Source organism: bacterium (assembly GCA_023145965.1).
Taxonomy (GTDB): Bacteria; UBP14; UBA6098; order UBA6098; family UBA6098; genus UBA6098.
Genome location: JAGLDC010000050.1, coordinates 1 through 21,762 on the forward strand (window position 1 = coordinate 1; position 21,762 = coordinate 21,762).

Below are 21,762 nucleotides of genomic sequence, written 5' to 3' on the forward strand. Positions count from 1 at the left end.
GGAGTATTATGCTCGTTTCCTAGACCGAAAACCTCACCTATGTTGCATTTCATCGAAGTTTCGACACCGAATATATTAGCATCCTGAATATTCATGAACTTAACCTGATTACCCAAAAAAGGAATGGGTTCTATCATATCCTTATACCAAGTATTGAAGATTGCGACATCGATCATTTGACTGTGAGATATCCAATTGATTCCACCCTCGGCACTATATGCCTGCTCTGCTTTCAAGGTAGGATTTGGCCGAACTTTTAAAATACCACCGGCATTCATTTCCGTAAAAAGTTCGGCCATGGTAGGCATTCTAAAACCTGTTCCAAAATTCGACCTCGCAGCAAAATTCTCGGAAATATGATAAACAACCCCGATCTTTGGATTCAATTGAGCATAAACCTCACCATCATAATCGTCAGCAACGTTTACACGGAATACATCGCCTCTTAAACCTATGGTTGCAACCAAAGGATTGAAGGTGTTGATCTCATCCTGAAGATATAATGCTCCGCCAAATCCGCTGTGTTTCCCAAAAATAGTGGCATCGATAATTATCAAGTTAAAATCTCCACCTGTTGTGAAACGATGATCATCGGAAGGGACAAAAGTATATTGCACATCGGCCCCTGCTTTGTTTGACTCACTTCGATGATGATCGTAACCGCCGTTACCATCGTAAAGATAATCTACCCAATTGTTATAATTTGTATAACCTTTTACAATCCAAACCTGCTTTCCCCCGTTCGAGTTGCCCGAATATATCACATTTCCATTTATTTTAGAGGACCACACTCTATCGTCTTCTTTTCCCGGATCCACCATAAGAGCGTTTTTTTGGCTAAACCATTCAAGACCGCAACCTCGATCCTCATATGCAATATTCGTCATAAAACTCAAATTATTGGAATTCCCAATCCTCTTAGTAGCCTTTCCGAAAAACGACCCTCGATAAAAATAGTCCGCCTGACGGAAACTTTCATCTTGCTTCTCTTCGATAGAAAAAAGAAAACCCCAGTCTTTTATCTGACGAGTATGTTCAATACCAAGGCGATGAAAAAGCCTTGTATCTTGCGTCCATTCCCACTCCTCATATGCTGGTTTATCCCAAGCCCCAATCTCAGTTGTTATACGATAAGTCGATTTTTCTTCGGGTTTACGGGTAATAATGTTTATTACGCCCCCCATTGCATCTGAGCCATAAAGCGCGCTACCGGCAGATTTCACAACCTCCAGTTGTTCAATCTGGCCTATAGGCATGGAATCCCATTTAATCTCACCTGTATCACCTGCAGACATTGGAACACCATCTATCATCACCAAGACACGCGTGCCTGCCCCGTGTACAAATCCCGACGAATTACGAATTGATATTTGGGATTTATTCATCGAAACCCCTCCAATAAATCTCATTGCTTCATCGGCTGAAAGAAAATTCCGCTCGGCAATTTGCTCAGCTTCGATAACACTTGTAGTCACAGGGCTATCCTGAAGCTTCTGTCTCGTTCTGCTAGCGGTAACAATAACTGGCTGAGATTGATAAGCCTTTGGAAGAAGGCTGAAAGTAATTTCCTGATCTGCAACAACAGTGACATCCTGACTGGTCGTTTCATATCCAATCATTGAGACTGTAAACTCGAAGGTTCCCGAGGGTAAATCACTAATATTATATTCGCCAGCAAGATTTGTTGAAGCACCTTTTCCTATACCGGCAACCACTATATTAGCACCAGGCAGCCCCTTCCCCTTTTCGTCCACTATTTTCCCGTTTATCTTATGGGTTGTAGCGGCAAAACTGGTTAAGCCGATCAATAAACCAAGACAGACTGTTAATACAAGTCTCTTACTCATAATTGACCTCCGTTTAGCGGCTTTCAAGATGGAAATAACCCGGGTTGCCGATTCCCTGGTATGGCGTTGTAAAATCGACTAACATGCGTATTTTAGGTTTCGAAGATTCTCCTATTTCGAGAGAACCCAACTTGTTTGGATCTTCTTCATCTATGTATTCTGTCGCCAGATTCCTCCAACCAAGCCCATTTTCCGGATCGTTGAGAGCTGCGCTATCTAAAATAGCCACAAATGTCCAATTATAGGAACCTTGATTCAATTCAATTTCGAAATGAACCGAATCTGTCCTCGCCGAAACATCACTCTCAGGAATTTGGTAAAAACCTTTTAGCAAGTTTGGATCTAGAACCAACTCATCAGGTTTTTCATCGACGATGACAATAAAACACATAATTGCCTGCTCCGGCCATTCGCCGTTAAAAATAAGATCGCCTTCGACTGCCGTATATCTCGGCGCAAGGCCGTATTCACAGTTACTACCCAAAAGGAATAGCCCTGCAACAACCATAAACGCTAATATCCATACCCTATTTCTCATTTATTTACCTCCGAAGTTTAAATAAAACTCTTCTTCGGCGACACACTGTATTTGTTAAATCTAAATACGATACGAATAGATGTCAAGCGCTATAATATAGACTATTAGAATATGATACTATTACATTATGTAATAGCTATTAATAAAGCGCCTCAAGAACACAATCTATAGAACTTTTTTGTAGCAATTATTTCTGAACGGGAATATCAGATTCTGTAATAAGGTGATAGGTCACTTTCTGTTCTTGATAATATGAGAAACTGTTCTCCTCTTGAGTCGATTCATCGACACTAGTTATTGTGAAATCCAAAATCCAATTAAACATTGAATAAATAGGATAACCTGCCTTAAAATCGAAATAAACTGTTCCGTTACCCTCTCCACGACCTTCGTTATAATAGTGGTATGTTGTCCCCTCGTTGTCGACAGTTCCTTCGCCGGTATTGTCGATGATGATCTTAATCTTGCACTTTACACATGGATGGCCATCCTTCTCGACAAAATCTTGCACCGTATAGATCTTCTTGGTCATCTGGTGCATATCCCCCTCTTTGGTATTAACATCCATTGCGTTTTCTCGCACCCATTCGGACCCGATTTTCAATAGTTCTTGCGGAAAGTGGTCGAAGAAAATCGATGCGTAATTACTAGCCATCATTTCTCCACGATCGACTCCGGATTCATCCCTTTCAAGGTCTTCCAGGCCGAACCATCCGATAAGCTTGCCATCAGTGTCAACAATTATAGATAATTCTTGCCCAATAATATCATCTTCCTCTCGCTGAGGCTGATACATCCCATTCTGAAATATACCTGTTTCGCTCCCAAGGAATTTATATGTAACCCCTGTTATTTCATTCTCAACAGAATCGACTGTAAAGGATTCCCAACTTGTCGTTTTCGACAGAGTGCTTTGATGATAACCCTGTTCGGTGAATTCGGTAAGATTATCTGCATTTGAGCGATAAAAAACCTTTTGGCCTTGGGCAGGTTTATAAGAAACTGGGATGCCCTTCTCGAGATAATCGCCAATAAGCTTCTTCTCCCCACCGCAACCAAAAACCAGAAGTGCGACAATAACGCAAATCAAACCTAATATAATACCTTTTCTCATTTTCCCTCGTATTCTTTAGTGTTACTATTTTTTTATATCATAATACCGACACAAAATACATGATCGAGATTCTCGGAAACACCGAAAAATTCATACCCCACAAAAAACCTTTTAAAACTAAGAACAATTTTTGGTTTAATATAAAACTCTATATCCGTCGGCGTTTCACTAATGCTATATATTGGAGGCGGATCGAAATCTTTCTTCACTTCATCGTAAGCAGATATATTTATTAATATGCCACCATTCGCAAATGTCGAAATCGAAAAGACCTCGTTCAACTCAAGCCTATATCTAACAGATGGCCCGAGAAATAAATTAATATCTGTTCCATTTTTATACCATACATCATAAAGCAATGTATCTTCAGGCTCTGGACTATTCTTTAGATTTAATGTATCGGACCAACTCGAGATTATCATTATCCCTGCGCCAAAACCTAATCTACCGTTCTCTCCTATAACAGGAAAATCGATACTTCCACCCACACCCATAGGACTGATATCATGTGCAACACTATTGCCATATTTGAATTCTGCAAAAATCGAAAAATTTCGCTCTACGGCGAATAAGTTCGTGGAGAAAATGGATATTACGAATATTAAAATTAATAATACTAGCTTAAACTTAATCATACTAAATAATCTTTCAATGATTGGACATTAGATATTCCGCTTAAATTCACTCCCCTGAGTATCCTTTTGATTAGCCCACGAAGCACCTTGCCTGGACCCGCTTCTACAAATTGGTCGAATCCTCTTCTCGACATCGAATTCACCAATTTAATCCATTGGACCGGGCTTGATATCTGTTCGACTAAAAGCCGCCTTATCCGATCGGGATCGCTTTCCTCTTCGCCGGACACATTACTATAATAGCTGACTTTCGGTTCGTCAAACTTTATTTTTTTAAATAAATCTTCCATTGTATTTCGCGTTTCGCTCATCAGAGGCGAATGAAACGCCCCAGACACAGGCAAACGAACAACTCTTTTTGCACCACTATCGATAAGTTTTTGCTTTGTTTTATCGAGCATCGACTCCTCGCCCGAAAGAACAATCTGCCCCGGGGCGTTATAGTTTGCCACTATTATTATGCCTTTATCACTTATTTCATCGACAACACGCTGTGCGGCCTTTTCGTCAATGCCCAACGAAGCTAACATTCCACCTTTTTTTGCGTGAGACATCGAGCGCCCTCGCTCGATAACACAATTAAGCGCATCCTCGAAAGAGAGGACATTGGCGGCATAAAGCGCAGAGTATTCTCCAAGTGAATGCCCCGCTACGCCCTCGAAAGATCCACTCACCCCGGGACACGCGAGTATCCCTGCACTTAAAATAAAAAGGCAAGGTTGTGTGTTTTCTGTTTTGGAGAGTTTATCGTTATCGGTTTCAAAGCAAATATTGGCCCAATCCTTGCCGGATATCTCCCTAGCTTTTGAAAATATTTCTTTAAACTCCGGAACCGTTTCGTAAAGTTCCTTTCCCATACCCTTTTGTTGGCTTCCCTGTCCGGGAAAAACGAAAGCTCTCATTTTATCTTCCTAGGCTCTAAAAACAACACTGCCCCAGGTGAATCCAGCACCGAAAGCAACCAGTAGAACAGTTTGACCCGGCTTAATTCTCCCAGATGAAAAAGCCTCATCGAGTGCAATTGGAACACTTGACGCGCTAGTATTACCATATTTATCAAGAGTAATAACAACCTTATCCATGGGCATTTTAAGGCGCTTAGCCGTGAATTCGATAATCCTAATATTAGCCTGATGCGGAATCAGCCAGTCCAATTCGGAGATTTCCAATCCCGCAGATTTAAGCCCCTCTAAACTAGCTTCTTCCATAGCTCGGACTGCCGCTTTAAATGTCTCATTACCAAGCATTTTTATTGTATGGAGATTCTCCTTAACGGTCTTCTCGCTAGCAGGGAGCCTGCTTCCTCCAGCAGGCATCTCCAAAAGTTTAGCAAAAGTGCCATCGGCAGATAAGAAACTTCCCATAAGACCGGAAGGATCATCATCCTCAGTTCGGCCTAAAATAGCCGCGCCAGCACCATCTCCAAAAAGCACACAGGTTCCCCTATCATCCCAATTTGTTATCTTACTGAGAACTTCAACACCAACAACGAGGATATTTTTGAATCCTTTTGTTCTGATGAGTGAGTCTGCAATTACTAGAGAATATACGAAACCTGTGCATCCAGCTGAGAGATCGAAACAAGGTATGCGCCTGCAACCCAGTTTTTTCTGGAGTATGCATGCCGTGCTGGGAAAAAACATATCGGGAGTTATAGTCCCAATAATAATTGCATCTATGTCTTGCGGAGATAGATGCGCGCGTTCGAGCGCTCTTTCTATGGCTGGCATAGTAAGAGTCGAGGCAGAATCATCGGAAGAAGCTATGCGTCTTTCTCTAATTCCTGATCGACTAACAATCCACTCGTCTGTTGTATCTACTATTTTCTCCAGATCGGCATTAGTCAATACTCGATCCGGTAGATTCGATCCGGTCCCCAATATCTTCGTTTTCATCTTTCCTCACCTTTCCTTTAATGTAATCCTCGATTACTCCGGCAATATCAGCGAAAGCCATCACAGATGCCAGCGATATTGCGTTGGTTACAGCTGCGATCGAGGATTTTCCATGCCCTATAACAATATTGCCCTTAATACCGAGTAGAGGTGCTCCTCCATATTCTGCATAATCGAATTCCTTCATAATTTTGCGGAAATGGCCTTTAATAAGCAAGCCACGGGCGAGTGTAAAGAGGTTGTTTCTCCGTCCTTTTTTAGCTATGGATTTGAAAAACCCCATGCTACCCTCACCGAATTTAAGAAGGACATTACCAGCGAATCCATCGGTAACAATAACATCAGCTTCGCCGGTAAGTATAGCTCCTCCCTCGACATTGCCGATAAAATCCAAATTGCTTTCCCTCAAGAGCTTATTTGTTGCTTTTGTAAGAGTATTACCTTTGGAATCCTCTTCGCCCACAGATAACAATGCCACCTTAGGATTTGATCTATCGAGAACTTCTTTGGCGTAAAGTGAGGCCATCTGTCCGAAGCGAAGCAAATTTATAGGTTTGCAGTCAACATTGGCACCGATATCTACAACGAGCGTGGGTCTTCCTTCGATTGTGGGAAAAAGAGTCATAAGTGCTGGTCGCTCAACACCGGGAATCCTGCCAATTTTTACCAGTGCGGAAGCCATTACAGCTCCTGTGTTGCCCATACTAACGAAACCGTCGGCTTCTCCTGTGGCGACGAGATCAACGCCCATCATTATACTGCAATTTGGTCTTCTTAACGCAGCCGTTGGGCTTTCGTCCATACCAAAAGCATCATCGGAGTTTAGAATCTCGATTTCTTCTGGGAGAAATTTATTGCCGAGCTTCTCAGTAAGTTCATCTTTCTTACCAATAAGTAAGATTTTTAGGTTCTCTTGCTCGGCAACAGCATTAAGGGCGCCTTCCAATGTGACTTCTGTCCCATGGTCGCCGCCCATAGCATCTAGAGCGATAACAATAGGTTTCTCGCGTGAGGCAACCTCTCTCGCCCATCGATAGGCAAATTTCTTTGTATAATAGGACCAGCGCCCCATTGCGCCCTAAACTTGGCCTAGGTTGATTTAACAGAAACGGCTATTCGCCCTGAATAATAACCGCAACTCGGGCAAGCCCTATGAGAAAGGGTTGGCGCCTTACATTGCGGACACTCGATAACATTCGGCATCTTGGCTTTCTGATGAGTGCGCCTTTTGGCTTTACGGGTCTTTCCTGTTCGATGCTTTGGCAGTGCCATGATTATCCTTTCAATTATTATTCTTAACTTTATTAAGTTTTTCCCATCTAGGATCGATTATATTATTTTTTTCTTCATTGAATTCTATCCCAACACAATTTTCGTCACAAATTGGAATTCGGGGGATATCGAATACTATTTCTTCTCGTATCCTCTCGCGTAGGTCTATTAAACCGTTCGTTTCATCTAAAAATGCAAAATCTTCGTCCAAAAAATTAGCGAAACGAGACGCACCTCTTTCAACTTTCATCTGCAATTCAAATTTAGATTCCACCTTATATCTGAATTTTTTTAAACATCGCGCACAAATAAGTTCGACGCTTGTTTCTATTTCTGCATTGCCAGATATCATTCTGCCGAATCTTGATAATAAAATAATAATCAAGATTCTTTCCTTAAACTCGACATCGACAAATTCGAGATCGAGATCCTCTGGCAAAACGGAAACTTCCATCCGCGTTTCGCCTTCTAAAATGTCAAATACTGGAATTCTCAAGTTAAACATTTCGGGAAATTATAATTATACTGTATCGATAGGTCAAGAAGAAATTTCTCTGTTTAAATTTATGTCTATATTTTCATCTTATCTTTTTGTGTTATTACTCCAATAAAATATAGTATTATTGTAATAACACAAAGGGCAATAATAGGCCCACCCATCTTCCAAAAACCAGGTCCAGAGGACATATACCAGACCCCTACTTTCCTTAACAATTGGATTAAAAGGGATGCTCCAACACCTATAAGAAGATATTTAAAAATATGCCTTCCCACAGGCTCAAACGCTAATACTCCAGTAAGAATAATGAGAATATCGATAATAAACCTTCGAATTTCCATTGATACTTGTGATTGTAAAAGAACCTCGACCACACCTACCCATATCGCTGAAATAACAAACTGAAGCCAATATATTCTAACATTTCGTCTGCTTTTTCTCATATTAGTTAAATAGGTCTTTCAATCTACTGAAAATATTTTCGTCATTATGCTCGGCGGAATGCTCGGAGTCGAATTCTGCTAATTCTGCGAAAACTTCCTTTTCCTTTTTACTCAACCTCGTCGGAGTGCGAATGAAAGCCGTCACTACTATATCGCCCCTCGACCTTGAATTCAATGCCGGTAATCCAGAGCCTTTTAGCTTGAATGTTTGACCGAATTGAGTTCCAGAAGGGATTTTTAGCGCTTTATCCTCGCCCTCGAGGGTTGGAATTTTTACCTCCGCGCCAAGTGCGGCCCGCGAGAAGGTCAATGGGAACCTTATGTAAAGGTCTTCGCCACGGCGATTGAAAACCTTATGAGGAATTTCTTTGAAGAAAATAATAAGATTACCCGGAGGTCCTCCAGCAATACCAGCATTGCCTTTTCCATCCATAACAAGATAATTCCCTTCGGAAACACCGGGTGGCACTTCAAAATCTATCGATTGGCTTCCATCGATACGACCTTCACCAGAACACTTTGGGCAATGTGCTGTTACAGTGGTGCCTGTTCCACCGCAAGTCGAGCAGGTTGTAACTGTAGATATTGAGCCGAGAAGGGAAGCCCTTACTGTGCGCCTACGGCCGGTCCCGCCACAATCCGGACAGGTTTTTTCTTTCGCACCCGCAGGAATACCACTTCCCCCACACTCCTTGCATACATATTTTTTGGATAATTTAATTTTCTTCTTGGCCCCGCTGAGTATTTCTTCGAGCGAAACTTTAACCGTCACCTGAAGGTCGCCACCCTTTCTGCTTCTGGAAGCGCGACCACTACCACCAAATCCACCACCAAAGAAACTACCACCGAAAGGGTCCACTCCACCAACAGCCTCCATAAACATTCTTAAAGCGTCAGATATATCGAATCCCCCCATACCAGCAAAGGGATCTTGAGAACGCCCAGTTGTGCCGTAAGTATCGTATTGCCGCCTTTTCTGTGGGTCCGAAAGTATAGCATAAGCCCCAGATAACTCTTTAAAGAGATTCTCTGCTTCGGGATCGGAATTAGTATCCGGATGGCATTCCTTCGCTTTTTGTCTGTATGCTCTTTTAAGTTCTTCTTCAGTAGCGCTGCGATTTACACCTAATATTTCGTAAAGATCTTTCAAATCTAGTCCTTTTCGTCTTCCAAATGGTTGGAAACCAAGACTTTAGCAGGCCTGATAAGTCGTTCACCACACTTAAATCCTTTTTGTAAAACTCCCACTACTGTATTCTCCTTTTCATCCGATGGCACCATTGCCACTGCTTCGTGTATCTGGGGGTCAAAACAATCGCCGATCTCGCAAACCGTATGTATATCTTCAGAATGCAGCATATCCACAAATTGCTTGTGAATAAGGTCTATCCCCTCGACAAGCAAATCGACTGATGGTGGTTCCTCATAGGATTGAATTGCCCTTTCGAAGTTATCGAGAACATCTAGAATTTTGAGTAGCAGGGCATCCCTAGCTGCAGAAACCATTTCGCTGAAATTTTTCGTTTGGCGTTTTTTATAATTATCATATTCCGCCGCAAGCCTCAGATAGGCATCGTTTAATCGTTCCTTCTCTTCCTTTAACGACTCGATCTCAGCCGTCAGGTTTTCTAAGTTATCGGTTTTCTGTTCTTTAATTTCTTTTCCCTTTTTTTTCTTATCACCCATTATTTCTCCATAACTTCTTCTTATATTATTGAATAATGATGTCGCGAGCCTGTGGTTAAGCTAATTAACCGCATAAGATAAACATAACCTTGAATATGTCAAAAAGTATTATGTTATTAAACCTCATCTTATATATGATTACAATTCTTAAAATAGTCAAAAACTAATATTTAATTAGATGCCTCTAAATTAATGATTTTTATCTCCCAAAAGATTTAGACAGGGCGTCTCGAGCATATATTAATATGCTTATTGCACGAGCGTAATCCATACGAATGGGGCCTAAAAGGCCGACTATCCCACAATTAGTGGCTATCGGGAACTCGCAGGTAACTATAGACAAATCGTTCATGGAGCCACCAATACGAATGCTCAATGGTTGCCCATGCGAAACCGCAAGTAACCGCGTAAGATTCTGCCTGTTTTCGAGGAGAGAGATCAGGCCGCCAAGGTTAGAGGTTTCTCTGAATTCAGGTTTTTCCAGCAGCTGGCTCGTGCCGTAATAGTGAAGGCATTCCTCCTGGTCGAAATGGAATATCGTATCTACCGAGTTTATCAAGCGCAGAAGGAAAGCCTCTTTCAAACTAACTATATCTTCGAAGCGTTTTTCGATATTAACTCGTATCTCGCCGAATGTCTTTCCGGAGAGCCTTTCGTTAACCAAATCCACAACAATATTCAGTTTTCGAAAATCTATATTATAGCTAAAACGTAGTGGAACGCTTTTCACCATACCACTCGTTGTAGAAACGATAAGGAAAACCTCCATGGGCGATGCCGGGATATACTCGACCCGGAAAAGTTTCAAATCCTCGCCGTGTGGCGCAACTACTATCCCAAGCTGTTTACTCAGTTTGGCCAAAGTTCGCGCGACACCATCGAGTAACTCGTTTGTATTAGTATAGAAAGTCGAAGAAGAACTATCAATTTCCGCAATCTCGCTCTCTTTTAGTTTTTGGGGATCCATTAAATTCGAAACGTAATAACGAAAGCCATCGTTTGTAGGAACTCGTCCTGCGCTGGTGTGAGGCTTTTCGATAGCACCTTTAGCTTCTAAATTCACGAAGATATTGCGAATAGTCGCAGAAGATATCGTCGAGCCCAGGCGCTCGGCGATAGTCTTGCTTCCGACCGGATGCGCCGTCTCTATAAAAACCTCGGTGAGGAGTTTTAAGATAGATGATTCTCTGTCTGTCAGTTCCACAATTACTCTCTGAGCACTTCCTATAAACCATAAACCAAAGCTTGTGGTTTATGAGGGCTACCAATTAAATTAAAAAGGGGGCTATAGCCCCCCTTTATTATCGAGTTTATCTGTATTAATACATTCCCATTCCGCCACCGGGCATCTGAGGTGCCGCTGCGGGAGCTTCCTTATCCGGAATCTCGGTTACGAGACACTCGGTAGTCAGGAGCAGCGAAGAGATGGAAACAGCATTCTGAAGGGCGATGCGGACGACCTTGGTCGGGTCAATGACGCCTGCGACGAAAAGGTCTTCGAATTCCTCTTTGTCGGCGTTAAATCCAAACGCGCCTTCGTTTTCCTTGATTGTGTTGATAATAACACCACCGTCGTGGCCAGCGTTCTCTGCAATGAGTCGTGCCGGCTCTTCAAGCGCTTTGCGAAGAATGCGTATCGCAACATTAGCATCGCCTTCGAAAGCAAGTTCATCTAGCGCAGATAAACAGCGAATAAGCGTTACACCGCCACCGGGAACGATACCTTCTTCGACGGCTGCGCGAGTAGCATGAAGGGCATCCTCGACACGGGCCTTTTTCTCCTTCATCTCAGTTTCGGTAGCAGCACCGACTTTAATCACAGCAACACCACCGGCAAGCTTGGCAAGTCTCTCTTGGAGCTTCTCACTGTCGTAATCCGAGGTGGCTTTCTCAATAGCGGCACGAATTTCCTTGATTCTGCCTTGAATATCGGCCTGAGCTCCACCACCCTCGACTATAGTCGTGTTATCCTTATCTATAGTGATTCTCTTGGAGCTGCCAAGGTCTTCGACGCGGGTGTTCTCGAGTTTAAATCCGAGTTCTTCTGAGATAACCTTGCCGCCGGTGAGAATGGCGATATCCTGAAGCATTGCCTTCCTACGATCGCCATAACCTGGAGCCTTTATAGCAGCGCAACGAACGACGCCGCGGAGTTTATTCACAACAAGCATCGCAAGCGCTTCACCCTCGACATCTTCTGAAATGATGACAAGCGGTTTACCCTTTTGGGCTACCTTTTCAAGAAGCGGTAACATATCCTTCATATTAGAAATTTTCTTATCATGGATGAGGATAAGAGCGTCCTCGAAAGAGACCTCCATGGCCTCGGGATCGGTGACGAAATAGGGCGAAAGATAGCCGCGGTCGAACTGCATTCCTTCGACTGTATCAAGTGTTGTCTCGGTGCCTTTGGCCTCTTCGACAGTAATAACGCCGTCTTTGCCAACCTTATCCATGGCCTCAGCAATAAGTTCACCAATGACGCGATCGTTATTCGCCGAAATAGCTCCTACCTGAGCGATCTCCTCAGAACTTTTAACTGGGACCGAGATGTCCTTGAGTTTTTCGATAATATTAACGGTAGCAGCCTCGAGGCCTCTGCGAAGTGCCATCGGATTGATGCCCGAAGTCACATTCTTCACGCCCTCTAAGAAAATCGCCTCGGTGAGGACTGTCGCCGTGGTCGTGCCGTCACCGGCAATATCGCTGGTTTTCGATGCGACTTCTTTTACGAGCTGTGCGCCCATATTCTCAAATGGATCTTCGAGGTCGATCTCTTTGGCGACTGTGACACCGTCTTTAGTGATTGTGGGGCCACCCCATTTTTTATCCAGGACAACATTTCTGCCCTTAGGACCGAGTGTTACTTTGACTGCACGGGCTAGCTTGCTCACTCCAACCTTCAATAAGTCTCGTGCATGTTCGGAATATTCTATTTCTTTTGACATTGTTACCTCCTTATTCGAGTATTGCGAGGATATTGGATTCCTGCATAATTAAGTATTCATCACCCTCGATTGTGATCTCAGTGCCCGCATATTTGCCATAAAGCACTTTCTGTCCAGCCTTCACTGCCAGAACTATAAGCTCTCCACTGTCAGAAGTTCTGCCGGGACCTACTGCAATGATCTCGCCCTCCTGAGGCCTTTCTTTAGCGGTATCAGGAATAATAATCCCACCGCGAGCAGTTGTGTCCTGATCGATCGGTCTGACTAAAACACGATCAGAAAGCGGTTTGACGTTCATGTGTTCCTCCTTGTGAGTTATGTTTTTCAATTTGGGTTTTCAATGATTAGCACTCTAACAATTAGAGTGCCAAATTCGTGTAAATATATCCAAGGGATAAAAGATGTCAAGAGAAAATCTAAAAGTAACTACCAAAATAAAGTGGGGTAGCTAGAACTATCCAAAACCCAATATGCCAATTCAAGCTCTTAATAAATTACTAAACTAAGGCAATGGCGCGGGTAGGGCGATGGCGCGAATTTTGCCGTAATTGCAAATTTCGTGACAGAAAGGTGGTGATCTGGTGGATTTTTGCCCAAGCTATTTAAGCTGTTAACAACCTATGATACTTATAGCAAAAATCGTGACATCGCCGATATCTATAATGAAAAACGACGTTTGCCCTTAAACTTCGATTTAGTTATTAATCCAGTTGCTAAAGACTAAACTGCTCAAAGTTTTTCTTAGTTACATCGCCCTAAAACAACCCAGAAATATTTCCATCAGAGTCTATATCGATACTATCGGCTGCAGGTTTCGAGGGTAATCCCGGCATAAGGAGAACGTCTCCACACACTACTACTACAAAACCTGCGCCAGCATTGACATAAGCACTATCAACGACGAAAGTGTAATCCCTCGGACGACCTCTAAGTTTCTTATTGTCCGATAACGAGGCGGGGGTTTTCGCTATTATCAGATGTAGCTTATCGAAACCAAGAGCTGTAAGATTTTTATTAATATTACCTTTAGCTCGGTTTGAATAGGTTATATTGCCAGCACCATAAACCCTTTTAGCGATTATCTCAATCTTCTCTGTTATTGACATATTCTTATTGTATATAGGTTGGACCTTGGCGCCGCTGTGAACACTTTCTGAAACTGCTTCCGCCAACTCGATGCAACCATCACCTCCACCGTTATAAGGATCACAAATTACAGCGGAAACCCCTTTGTTCCTGGCTCGTTTCAACACAATTTCGATCTCTTCCGGATCGTTATCCGAAAATTTATTAACTGCGACAATAATAGGCAAACCAAAGTTCTGCATATTCTCTATATGAGCATCGAGGTTTTCCAGACCTTTCTTCAAAGCCTCGACATTTTTCCCAATTAGGTTTTTTTTGTCAAGACCGCCATGATATTTCAAAGCCCTAATAGTCGTAACTAAAACAACGGTATCAACATCGAATTTTCCAACTTGAGATACAAAATCGAGGAATTTTTCCCCTCCAAGATCTGAGCCGAAGCCAGCTTCGGTAATAGTTACGTCCGAATACGCCTGCGCAAGGCGTATTGCCTGAATAGAGTTGGTTCCATGAGCAATATTTGCGAATGGACCACCATGGATTATCGCGGGGGTTCCTTCGCATGTTTGAACTATATTAGGTTTGATCGCATCCTTAAGAAGTAATGCCAGTGCTCCCACTGCATTAAGGTCCTTTGCTAAAACAGGTTTACGGCTTCTAGTATAGCCAAGCACGATCTTTCCAATGCGCTCTTTCATATCATTAAAATCATCTGCAAGACAGAGAATGGCCATTATTTCGGATGCAACAGAAATAATGAATTTATCCTCGCGAACAAACCCATTCGCAGTGCCACCCATCCCAACTACCACATGCCTGAGTGCCCTATCATTCATATCCAGAACGCGCGACCATGTGATTCTCCGAGGGTCGATATCTAGTTTATTGCCATGATGGATGTGATTATCCAACATCGCAGCAAGAAGGTTATTCGCTGTGGTTACAGCATGAATATCACCTGTAAAGTGCAAGTCAATTTCATCCTCGGGAAGGACAGTGGAAGCACCTCCGCCAGTCGCACCTCCTTTTATCCCGAACGTTGGCCCCAAAGAAGGTTCGCGCAAAGTAACTATCGATTTTATCCCAATCTTATTTAGCGCCATTGAAAGACCGATAGAGGTCGTTGTTTTTCCCTCTCCTGCCGGTGTCGGTGTAGTTGCAGTTACTAAAACCTGCTTGCCTTTGGGCCTTCCATCGGTCAAATCACTGATGTTCGGATAAATCTTGGCTTTGTAAGGACCGAAATAGTATAAGTCCTTTTCATCAAGGCCAACTTGCTTTGCAATTTCCGATATGTGTTTCATTTGGTAAGTCATACCTTCTCCTTTCAGTTTTATAGAAGATATGACTTTTATACAATACAGTCAATATCTTTTAGTATTACTGTCAACAAGAAAAGAGATTAAGGTATCAGGAAACTCAATTTAACAGAAATTCAGTATGGCAATTCCTAAATCGCCCTATTGAATATAATAAAAATTTACAATTAAAGACCGAATCGAGGTAACTCCATTTTTGGAGTAGCGTATTCGCCAGCCTTAATTACATTGGTTGCAGAACCGGAGTTAAAGGGAAATCCGGCTGTAATAACGTAATGATCGCCTTTTTCGATAAGCCCTTGTTTTGCTGCTGTATCTAATGATATTCTAATCAGTTCATCGAAATCGTCAATCTCTGGTATTTCCTTTGGGATAACCCCCCAAAATGAGCCGAGACGGTGAAAAGTATCTTTTTTATGAGTAAGGGCATAAATCATTGCCTCAGGGCGATAACATGAAATCATCTTCGCAGTGAAACCACTACTGGTGGGACATATAATGACAGGTGCGTTAAGAGTTCGAGATAAACCTGCCGCCGAACCGGACACAGCCATAGGCACTGAAATCTCCTGAGGGATTTCCTCCTTGCGGAATCGCCTAAGAAAATGATAATCCTTTTCGGTCTCGATGGCTATTTGAGCCATTGTCTCGACAGCCTTTATCGGGTATTTACCGATTGCAGTTTCCTCTGAAAGAAGTAGCATATCTGCCCCATCGAGAATTGCATTAGCAATATCGGCAACCTCCGCTCTGGTGGGTCGTGGATTTCTTGTCATCGAAGCAAGCATCTGTGTAGCTATGACAACCGGTTTACCGCGTAAGTTAGCTTCATGGATTATTCTTTTTTGAATCCCCGGGACCTTTTCTTGCTGAACCTCAACACCTAAATCGCCTCGGGCAACGATAACCCCATCGGATATCCGAACTATCTCATTCAGGTGCTCGACTGCCTCGTGTTTCTCAATTTTTACAATAAAAGGTATGTATTTATCAACAGCACGAGCAATGTCTAAGAGCGGTTCTAAGTCTTCTGCAGAGCGCACAAAAGAGGGTGATACAAAATCGATCCCAAGAGAAATGCCCAATTTGAAGTCATCGATGTCCTTTTGAGTGACCGCAGGCACATCGAATGAACCATCTGGATAATTAATTCCTTTTCGCGAGGTTAATGTTCCATCCACAATGACTTCACATTCTACCTCCGGAGGTCTAACATCGATTATCTTAACCTCGATCGAACCATCGGCAAGAAAAAGATAATGGCCCTTTTCTACATCATTGGCAAAGTTCTTATGATTTACAGGTAAACGATTTCCTACATTATACTCGAGTGTAGAATCAAATATTATTTTCGAGCCCGCTTCCAGTTTAATCGATGGTTCCTTTAGGTCTCCAAGCCTAATCTTCTGCCCGCCTAAATCCTGCAATATACTAACAGGAACCCTAAGGTTTTTTCTTACTTCTTTAATAAGAGCAATCGTGCGTTCGTGTTCTTGGATGCTACCGTGAGAAAAATTAAGCCTGAATGCGTTAACTCCAGCCTTAATAAGACCTTCAAGCATCTTGCGATTCGATGAAACCGGTCCGATTGTGGCAATAATTTTTGTTCTTCTCAAATTCTTCATAATATAACCTCTTCAAATGAATTTCATTATAAGAACGAACCCGCATTTGTCAAAACCCTACAGAAAATCCTCGATGTATGCATGTATTTGCTTCCCAACCTCAAAATTAACATTGAAGTTAAAATAAAAAACTGGGTAGCGGACTTTCAGATTTTCTTCACGATAACTGTGTCTTTGCGAATTCTAATCTCGGTTCCCGGAACAGCTTCACCACTCGACTTAAACCATCTTAGCAACTTTTTTCGGTCGGGCTGGGGAGTCAAAAATTCAGAGGGAAGCAGCGAACCGCTGACGACCCCTAGATAAGGTGTTCCTGGCCTATATAAAATTGAAAAACAGCCCCTTTTCGTATTGCCTTGAGGAAGGAATTTCTTTAATCTGTTCTTTTTATCGTCGATTTTGGCCTGAATCCTCCCCTTTTTTTCAGAAAGATTATCTAATTCCATGCAAAGCTGTTCGATTATCGGGTCCGAAGATAATAGGTGCTCGATTTCTTTCGTTAACAACTCAATTAGTTTCTTAATATTTGAAGAATATTTTTCCGAAGCTGTAAGAAGTTTGTCGCTCAGGAATACTTGATAATCGGTTAATCTTTCGAGACCTATAGCCTTGTTTCTAATATTTGTTTCGAAAGCGCTTTCTATTTCACTCGTATCTACCGAAACCAAAGACCTCAATAAAATTGTATCCTCTTCAGATATTGAAATCACAAGACCTCCATGAATTTAACCCTCCAAAACAACCATCGCAATGGCGTTTCCCGCAGTATGGCTCAAAGATACATGAATCTTATTAACGCCGAGTTTATCCGCAGCCTCCTTAGCTTTGTTTGACAAACTCAAAAAAGGGCGACCGAATTCGTCTTTCACAACGGATATATCTTTCCACTTTATACCCCCGCGAAGACCAGTTCCTATGGCCTTTAAAAAGGCCTCCTTTGCGGCAAACCTTCCTGCATAATTAATAGCTGGATTCTTTTTACTATTGCAATAGACTATCTCGTTTTTCGCGAAGATGCGATTAATAATATCCTCGCCGTATTCTTCAGTGATCCGTTCTATACGAGGGATGTCTATTATATCAATTCCGATTCCGAGAATCATGCTATTAATCACCCATTAATAAAGCTTACCTTCTTCAAACCTTTTCTTTAACTTTTCCAACATATCGCGCGTCATAGAATCGAGATCCCAGTCTGGTTTCCAATCCCACTCGTTTCGTGCAATCGAGTCATCGATGCTATTCGGCCATGAATCGGCTATAGGTTGACGATAATCAGGTTTATACGTGCAATTAAATTCAGGAATATACTTTTTAATACTCTCGGTGATTCCGGCGGGTGTTACACTAAATGCGGCGAGATTAAAGTCGCTGTGATGCTCAATTTTTTCCAGGGGCGCTTCAGCAAGGTCTAGCGTGGCCTTGATGCAGTCGGGCATGTACATCATCGGAAGCATAGTGTTTTCCGAGAGAAAGCATTGATAAGAGCCTTCAGAGACAGCTTTATAATATATCTCCACGGCGTAATCGGTCGTGCCACCACCCGGCAAGGTCTCAGATGAGATAATACCTGGATAGCGTAGGCCCCGAACATCTATACCGAAGCGCTTAACGTAATAATCGCAAAGCCTTTCAGCACAGACCTTGGTAACGCCATACATAGAGGTAGGGCGAAGTATTGTGTCATTTGGTGTGTTATCTCGTGGAGTATCGGGGCCAAAAGCGGCAATGGAAGAAGGAATAATTACCCGTGTAAGATTCTTATCTATCGCGCATTTTAGTGTATTGATAGTGCCGTTCATGTTTACATCCCAACAGAGAAAGGGATTCTTCTCGCCAACCGCCGAAAGTATAGCGGCCATGTGGAAGACTGTATCGATTTTGTGTTGGTCAATAATAGCAGCTATCTGCTCATATTTAGTAACATCGCAAAACTCGTATGCCCCAATATTTTTGATATTAACCTCTTCTGAGGGTCGAATATCGGAGGCGATAACATTCTCCGCACCATATTTTTCTCCGAGTGCAAAACAGAGTTCTGTGCCTATCTGACCGCAAGCCCCGGTAACTAGTATTCTCTCGATTTTTTTAGACATATAAACCTCGATTTAGCAAGAAATTAAAATAATAACCGATGTCGTTTATTAAATCGACACCGGTTAATATAATCGAAATTTTTACAGATTCCGCTATTTTTTCTTGATTTCGCCGATAGGGAGAACAAACCTTCCATGGCTTTCATGCAAAACTTCGGCAATAGCAAGATACATTGCTGAAAAACCGCAGATGATGCCCTCGAACCCTGCAATGGTTCCGATAAGTTGGTTTCCTGTCCAATCGCGAATGGCGAGAAGCCAAAAGAGAATGGTCAAGCTAAAAAAAACAAATTGCAATGCCCGATTCTTGCCCCAGGTACCGAACCACATTCCGAATGTAAACAATCCCCACATAAACAGATACCAACCAACAAACTGCGTCGGAGGTTTAGCAATACCCATGTTCGGCATCACGAGAAGTACAACAAGAGTTAGCCAGAAAAGGCCATAGCTGCAAAATGCTGTTACTCCGAAGGTGTTGCCTTTTTTAAATTCAAGAATACCGGCGAATATCTGTGCCAAGCCACCGTAAAAAATACCCATGGCTAATATCATCGAACCAAGCGGGAAAAACCCTGCATTATGGATGTTTAGAAGCACAGTAGTCATACCGAATCCCATAAGACCAAGCGGTGCGGGATTAGCGAGTTTATTGTCCATTCTTCTCTCCTTAGGGGTTTGAGGTTTACAAATTTAATTGAGTAAAATATATCTTATGCTTTTCAAGAATGCAAGAGAAAAACTAATCAAAAAATCATCATTTCAATGTTCTTATAAAATAGGTTTTGGAATAATCTTCTGAGTGTTGTAGTATGAGTTAATGTATTCTGATAATTCACTTTTGGAACACATTTTCCTTGCTCAATTCAAAATGGCTTCATATAATCATGCCAAACTGGAGATGTTATGAAAAAAATGCAATGTACCATAAAGCGCGAAGTGAGTATTGAGGGCGTGGGCCTTCATACAGGAAAACCCGTGAAACTGACTTTTAGGCCTGCGCCGCCTAATACATGGGCTGTGTTCGTGCGCGAGGATGTCGATCCACCGCAAAGAATTTTAGCATCGGTGACCAATGCCACTGGCGAGCATGTTCGCGGAACTACGCTTGCCAACTCCGAGGGCTATCGCGTTACAACTATCGAGCATGTCCTTGCCGCCTGCGCCGGCCTTCAGATAGACAATATTGAGATTGCTCTCTCCGCTGAAGAGCCGCCTGTGCTCGATGGCAGTGCTAAGGAATTCGCAGACAAGCTTCTCGAAGCTGGTATAGTCGAGCAGGATGTCGAAAGGCAATTCTTCGTTGTCAAAGAGGTTATTCAATACAATAATATCGGGCGTCAAACCGATATCCATGTGGTGCCTTTCGATGGTTACCGATTAACATTTATGGTAGATTATCACAATCCAGCCCTCGGAACACAATACACTACTCTGGTCGATATCGAGGAGGAATTCCTTGAGGAATTCTCCTCAGCACGTACATTCTGCTTTCTCTCGGAGGTCGAGGACCTCCTTAAAGCGGGGCTTATCAAGGGCGGCGATCCGGAGAATGCTCTTGTTATTATCGACAAGGAATTCACCGAGAACGATGATAGATTCCTCAGAGATAATTTCCATATAAACGAGAAAACGAAGCTTAAGATTGAAGATAGTCCGCTGCTTTGTGGTGTCAAACAGCGCTTCTACAACGAACCTGTGCGACATAAAGTCCTGGACTTATTGGGAGACATGCATCTCCTTGGCTTCCCCATTAAAGGATTTGTTTTAGGCGCGCGTTCTGGCCACTCGGCGAATATCGAGCTAGTTAAACTTATCAAAAAACAGAAGGATAAACTAGAAATAGCCGGCCAGTTCGGATCGGGAAAAAAGCGCGCTATCCTCGATGCGAAAGCAATAATGAAAATACTCCCTCATCGCTATCCATTTCTCATGGTTGACGAAGTCGTCGATTTTGAAAAGGGTAAATGGGCGATCACGCGCAAGAATGTCACTGCAAACGAGTTCTTTTTTCAGGGACACTTCCCGGGATATCCGATAATGCCCGGTGTGCTTCTCGCCGAAGCTCTCGCTCAAACCGGAGCGTTCCTGCTCATGGATGGTTTCGATGATCCAGAGCGTTATGTTACCTATTTCCTCGGAATCGACAAATTACGTTTCCGAAGGGAAGTTACTCCGGGCGATACACTCGTTTTTCGGGTGGACATGATCAATTTTAAGCATGGTTTATGTAAATTTGATGGCAAAGCTTTTGTCGATGGCGATTTAGTTTGTCAGGGCGAATTTATGACTATGGCTGTGAAACGGCAAAAAGCATCCGGGTGATTTTAATGTTGACATCGGGCGTGAAGTAGATAAAATAACCGAAGCTCTTTGAATTGTCGCCCTTTCGGTCCGACGCTTAATTTGCGAGCGTTCATAAACACGCTCTCATACAGGAGCATACGAACGAATCAAAGAGAGGTGCTGGAGCGAAAATACAGGAATATGCTTAGCATATTTATTTAATAACTAAATAAGTAATCAATTTGGAGAGGTGCCGGAGCGGTTGAACGGGGCGGTCTCGAAAACCGTTGTCCCTTTTTAGGGACCCCGGGTTCGAATCCCGGCCTCTCCGTGTTTTAATAAAGCTCGATTAAAGAATTAATCGAGCTTTATTATTTTATAATGTGGTGCATTTACACTTGCGCCAATCTTTCATTGCTGTCGGCTTCAGACGACGTATTTATTATTCCCAGCCAGACCGTAAATCCAGCGTT

Annotated in this window: 22 protein-coding genes and 1 tRNA gene; 2 read left to right on the plus strand and 21 right to left on the minus strand. The window is 42.7% G+C overall.

Annotation, left to right across the window (positions count from 1 at the left end):
- From KAH81_05470 to KAH81_05570, 21 genes are all read right to left on the minus strand, one after another.
- Positions 1 to 1,847 (minus strand): TonB-dependent receptor (locus KAH81_05470; GenBank protein MCK5833104.1); only part of this gene is annotated, 1,847 nt, incomplete at its 3' end.
- Between the two features lie 13 nt (positions 1,848 to 1,860).
- Positions 1,861 to 2,385: a hypothetical protein gene (locus KAH81_05475; protein ID MCK5833105.1), complete on the minus strand. Its 525-nt coding sequence runs from the start codon at positions 2,383 to 2,385 to the stop codon at positions 1,861 to 1,863.
- A gap of 187 nt (positions 2,386 to 2,572) precedes the next feature.
- Positions 2,573 to 3,499 carry a hypothetical protein gene (locus tag KAH81_05480; GenBank protein ID MCK5833106.1) on the minus strand — a complete coding sequence of 309 codons (927 nt, stop codon included), beginning with the start codon at positions 3,497 to 3,499 and terminating at the stop codon, positions 2,573 to 2,575.
- A 32-nt stretch (positions 3,500 to 3,531) separates the two neighbouring features.
- The gene (locus KAH81_05485) at positions 3,532 to 4,134 is read right to left on the minus strand and encodes a hypothetical protein (protein MCK5833107.1); all 603 of its coding nucleotides are present in this window, start codon (positions 4,132 to 4,134) and stop codon (positions 3,532 to 3,534) included.
- Positions 4,131 to 5,036, minus strand: a complete 906-nt coding sequence (fabD, locus tag KAH81_05490) for an ACP S-malonyltransferase (GenBank protein MCK5833108.1) — start codon at positions 5,034 to 5,036, stop codon at positions 4,131 to 4,133. The genes KAH81_05485 and fabD overlap by 4 nt, the downstream gene beginning before the upstream one ends.
- A gap of 9 nt (positions 5,037 to 5,045) precedes the next feature.
- Positions 5,046 to 6,029 (minus strand): ketoacyl-ACP synthase III, encoded by a 984-nt coding sequence (locus tag KAH81_05495; protein MCK5833109.1) that lies wholly within the window; start codon positions 6,027 to 6,029, stop codon positions 5,046 to 5,048.
- The gene (plsX, locus tag KAH81_05500; GenBank protein ID MCK5833110.1) at positions 5,974 to 7,101 is read right to left on the minus strand and encodes a phosphate acyltransferase PlsX; all 1,128 of its coding nucleotides are present in this window, start codon (positions 7,099 to 7,101) and stop codon (positions 5,974 to 5,976) included. Before plsX ends, KAH81_05495 begins: the two co-directional genes overlap by 56 nt.
- 17 nt (positions 7,102 to 7,118) lie before the next feature.
- Positions 7,119 to 7,301 carry a 50S ribosomal protein L32 gene (rpmF, locus tag KAH81_05505; protein MCK5833111.1) on the minus strand — a complete coding sequence of 61 codons (183 nt, stop codon included), beginning with the start codon at positions 7,299 to 7,301 and terminating at the stop codon, positions 7,119 to 7,121.
- A 10-nt stretch (positions 7,302 to 7,311) separates the two neighbouring features.
- The gene (locus KAH81_05510) at positions 7,312 to 7,806 is read right to left on the minus strand and encodes a DUF177 domain-containing protein (protein ID MCK5833112.1); all 495 of its coding nucleotides are present in this window, start codon (positions 7,804 to 7,806) and stop codon (positions 7,312 to 7,314) included.
- Positions 7,807 to 7,871: 65 nt separating this feature from the next.
- On the minus strand, positions 7,872 to 8,243 hold the full coding sequence (locus tag KAH81_05515) for a hypothetical protein (protein MCK5833113.1): 372 nt from the start codon (positions 8,241 to 8,243) through the stop codon (positions 7,872 to 7,874).
- Position 8,244: 1 nt separating this feature from the next.
- Positions 8,245 to 9,393, minus strand: coding sequence for a molecular chaperone DnaJ (dnaJ, locus tag KAH81_05520; GenBank protein MCK5833114.1), 1,149 nt, complete (start codon positions 9,391 to 9,393; stop codon positions 8,245 to 8,247).
- A 2-nt stretch (positions 9,394 to 9,395) separates the two neighbouring features.
- Positions 9,396 to 9,929 (minus strand): nucleotide exchange factor GrpE, encoded by a 534-nt coding sequence (locus KAH81_05525; GenBank protein ID MCK5833115.1) that lies wholly within the window; start codon positions 9,927 to 9,929, stop codon positions 9,396 to 9,398.
- A 199-nt stretch (positions 9,930 to 10,128) separates the two neighbouring features.
- Positions 10,129 to 11,133, minus strand: coding sequence for a heat-inducible transcription repressor HrcA (gene hrcA, locus KAH81_05530; protein MCK5833116.1), 1,005 nt, complete (start codon positions 11,131 to 11,133; stop codon positions 10,129 to 10,131).
- A gap of 115 nt (positions 11,134 to 11,248) precedes the next feature.
- Complete coding sequence (groL, locus tag KAH81_05535; protein MCK5833117.1) at positions 11,249 to 12,877, minus strand: chaperonin GroEL; 1,629 nt, start codon at positions 12,875 to 12,877, stop codon at positions 11,249 to 11,251.
- A gap of 10 nt (positions 12,878 to 12,887) precedes the next feature.
- Positions 12,888 to 13,175, minus strand: a complete 288-nt coding sequence (locus tag KAH81_05540) for a co-chaperone GroES (protein MCK5833118.1) — start codon at positions 13,173 to 13,175, stop codon at positions 12,888 to 12,890.
- Positions 13,176 to 13,632: 457 nt separating this feature from the next.
- Positions 13,633 to 15,267, minus strand: coding sequence for a formate--tetrahydrofolate ligase (locus tag KAH81_05545; GenBank protein ID MCK5833119.1), 1,635 nt, complete (start codon positions 15,265 to 15,267; stop codon positions 13,633 to 13,635).
- Between the two features lie 182 nt (positions 15,268 to 15,449).
- Positions 15,450 to 16,907, minus strand: coding sequence for a pyruvate kinase (pyk, locus tag KAH81_05550; GenBank protein ID MCK5833120.1), 1,458 nt, complete (start codon positions 16,905 to 16,907; stop codon positions 15,450 to 15,452).
- A 146-nt stretch (positions 16,908 to 17,053) separates the two neighbouring features.
- Positions 17,054 to 17,617, minus strand: a complete 564-nt coding sequence (locus KAH81_05555; GenBank protein MCK5833121.1) for a hypothetical protein — start codon at positions 17,615 to 17,617, stop codon at positions 17,054 to 17,056.
- 15 nt (positions 17,618 to 17,632) lie between these two features.
- On the minus strand, positions 17,633 to 18,010 hold the full coding sequence (locus KAH81_05560; protein MCK5833122.1) for a holo-ACP synthase: 378 nt from the start codon (positions 18,008 to 18,010) through the stop codon (positions 17,633 to 17,635).
- Positions 18,011 to 18,025: 15 nt separating this feature from the next.
- Complete coding sequence (locus tag KAH81_05565; GenBank protein MCK5833123.1) at positions 18,026 to 19,003, minus strand: NAD-dependent epimerase/dehydratase family protein; 978 nt, start codon at positions 19,001 to 19,003, stop codon at positions 18,026 to 18,028.
- A 93-nt stretch (positions 19,004 to 19,096) separates the two neighbouring features.
- Positions 19,097 to 19,663, minus strand: coding sequence for an acetate uptake transporter (locus KAH81_05570; GenBank protein MCK5833124.1), 567 nt, complete (start codon positions 19,661 to 19,663; stop codon positions 19,097 to 19,099).
- Positions 19,664 to 19,909: 246 nt separating this feature from the next.
- On the opposite strand from KAH81_05570, the gene KAH81_05575 reads away from it, so the two are divergent.
- Positions 19,910 to 21,328 carry a bifunctional UDP-3-O-[3-hydroxymyristoyl] N-acetylglucosamine deacetylase/3-hydroxyacyl-ACP dehydratase gene (locus tag KAH81_05575; protein ID MCK5833125.1) on the plus strand — a complete coding sequence of 473 codons (1,419 nt, stop codon included), beginning with the start codon at positions 19,910 to 19,912 and terminating at the stop codon, positions 21,326 to 21,328.
- Between the two features lie 205 nt (positions 21,329 to 21,533).
- Positions 21,534 to 21,620 (plus strand) — tRNA-Ser (locus KAH81_05580).
- Positions 21,621 to 21,762: the final 142 nt, after the last annotated feature.

Excerpts from the sequence above, each read along its gene's own strand:
- rpmF (MCK5833111.1), bottom strand. The coding sequence starts at position 7,301 with ATGGCACTGCCAAAGCATCGAACAGGAAAGACCCGTAAAGCCAAAAGG.
- KAH81_05545 (MCK5833119.1), bottom strand. The coding sequence starts at position 15,267 with ATGAAACACATATCGGAAATTGCAAAGCAAGTTGGCCTTGATGAAAAG.
- KAH81_05495 (MCK5833109.1), bottom strand. The coding sequence starts at position 6,029 with ATGAAAACGAAGATATTGGGGACCGGATCGAATCTACCGGATCGAGTA.
- KAH81_05565 (MCK5833123.1), bottom strand. The coding sequence starts at position 19,003 with ATGTCTAAAAAAATCGAGAGAATACTAGTTACCGGGGCTTGCGGTCAG.
- plsX (MCK5833110.1), bottom strand. The coding sequence starts at position 7,101 with ATGGGGCGCTGGTCCTATTATACAAAGAAATTTGCCTATCGATGGGCG.
- fabD (MCK5833108.1), bottom strand. The coding sequence starts at position 5,036 with ATGAGAGCTTTCGTTTTTCCCGGACAGGGAAGCCAACAAAAGGGTATG.
- KAH81_05480 (MCK5833106.1), bottom strand. The coding sequence starts at position 3,499 with ATGAGAAAAGGTATTATATTAGGTTTGATTTGCGTTATTGTCGCACTT.
- KAH81_05540 (MCK5833118.1), bottom strand. The coding sequence starts at position 13,175 with ATGAACGTCAAACCGCTTTCTGATCGTGTTTTAGTCAGACCGATCGAT.
- KAH81_05575 (MCK5833125.1), top strand. The coding sequence starts at position 19,910 with ATGAAAAAAATGCAATGTACCATAAAGCGCGAAGTGAGTATTGAGGGC.
- KAH81_05485 (MCK5833107.1), bottom strand. The coding sequence starts at position 4,134 with ATGATTAAGTTTAAGCTAGTATTATTAATTTTAATATTCGTAATATCC.
- groL (MCK5833117.1), bottom strand. The coding sequence starts at position 12,877 with ATGTCAAAAGAAATAGAATATTCCGAACATGCACGAGACTTATTGAAG.
- KAH81_05475 (MCK5833105.1), bottom strand. The coding sequence starts at position 2,385 with ATGAGAAATAGGGTATGGATATTAGCGTTTATGGTTGTTGCAGGGCTA.
- KAH81_05515 (MCK5833113.1), bottom strand. The coding sequence starts at position 8,243 with ATGAGAAAAAGCAGACGAAATGTTAGAATATATTGGCTTCAGTTTGTT.
- KAH81_05560 (MCK5833122.1), bottom strand. The coding sequence starts at position 18,010 with ATGATTCTCGGAATCGGAATTGATATAATAGACATCCCTCGTATAGAA.
- pyk (MCK5833120.1), bottom strand. The coding sequence starts at position 16,907 with ATGAAGAATTTGAGAAGAACAAAAATTATTGCCACAATCGGACCGGTT.
- KAH81_05525 (MCK5833115.1), bottom strand. The coding sequence starts at position 9,929 with ATGGGTGATAAGAAAAAAAAGGGAAAAGAAATTAAAGAACAGAAAACC.
- KAH81_05570 (MCK5833124.1), bottom strand. The coding sequence starts at position 19,663 with ATGGACAATAAACTCGCTAATCCCGCACCGCTTGGTCTTATGGGATTC.
- KAH81_05510 (MCK5833112.1), bottom strand. The coding sequence starts at position 7,806 with ATGTTTAACTTGAGAATTCCAGTATTTGACATTTTAGAAGGCGAAACG.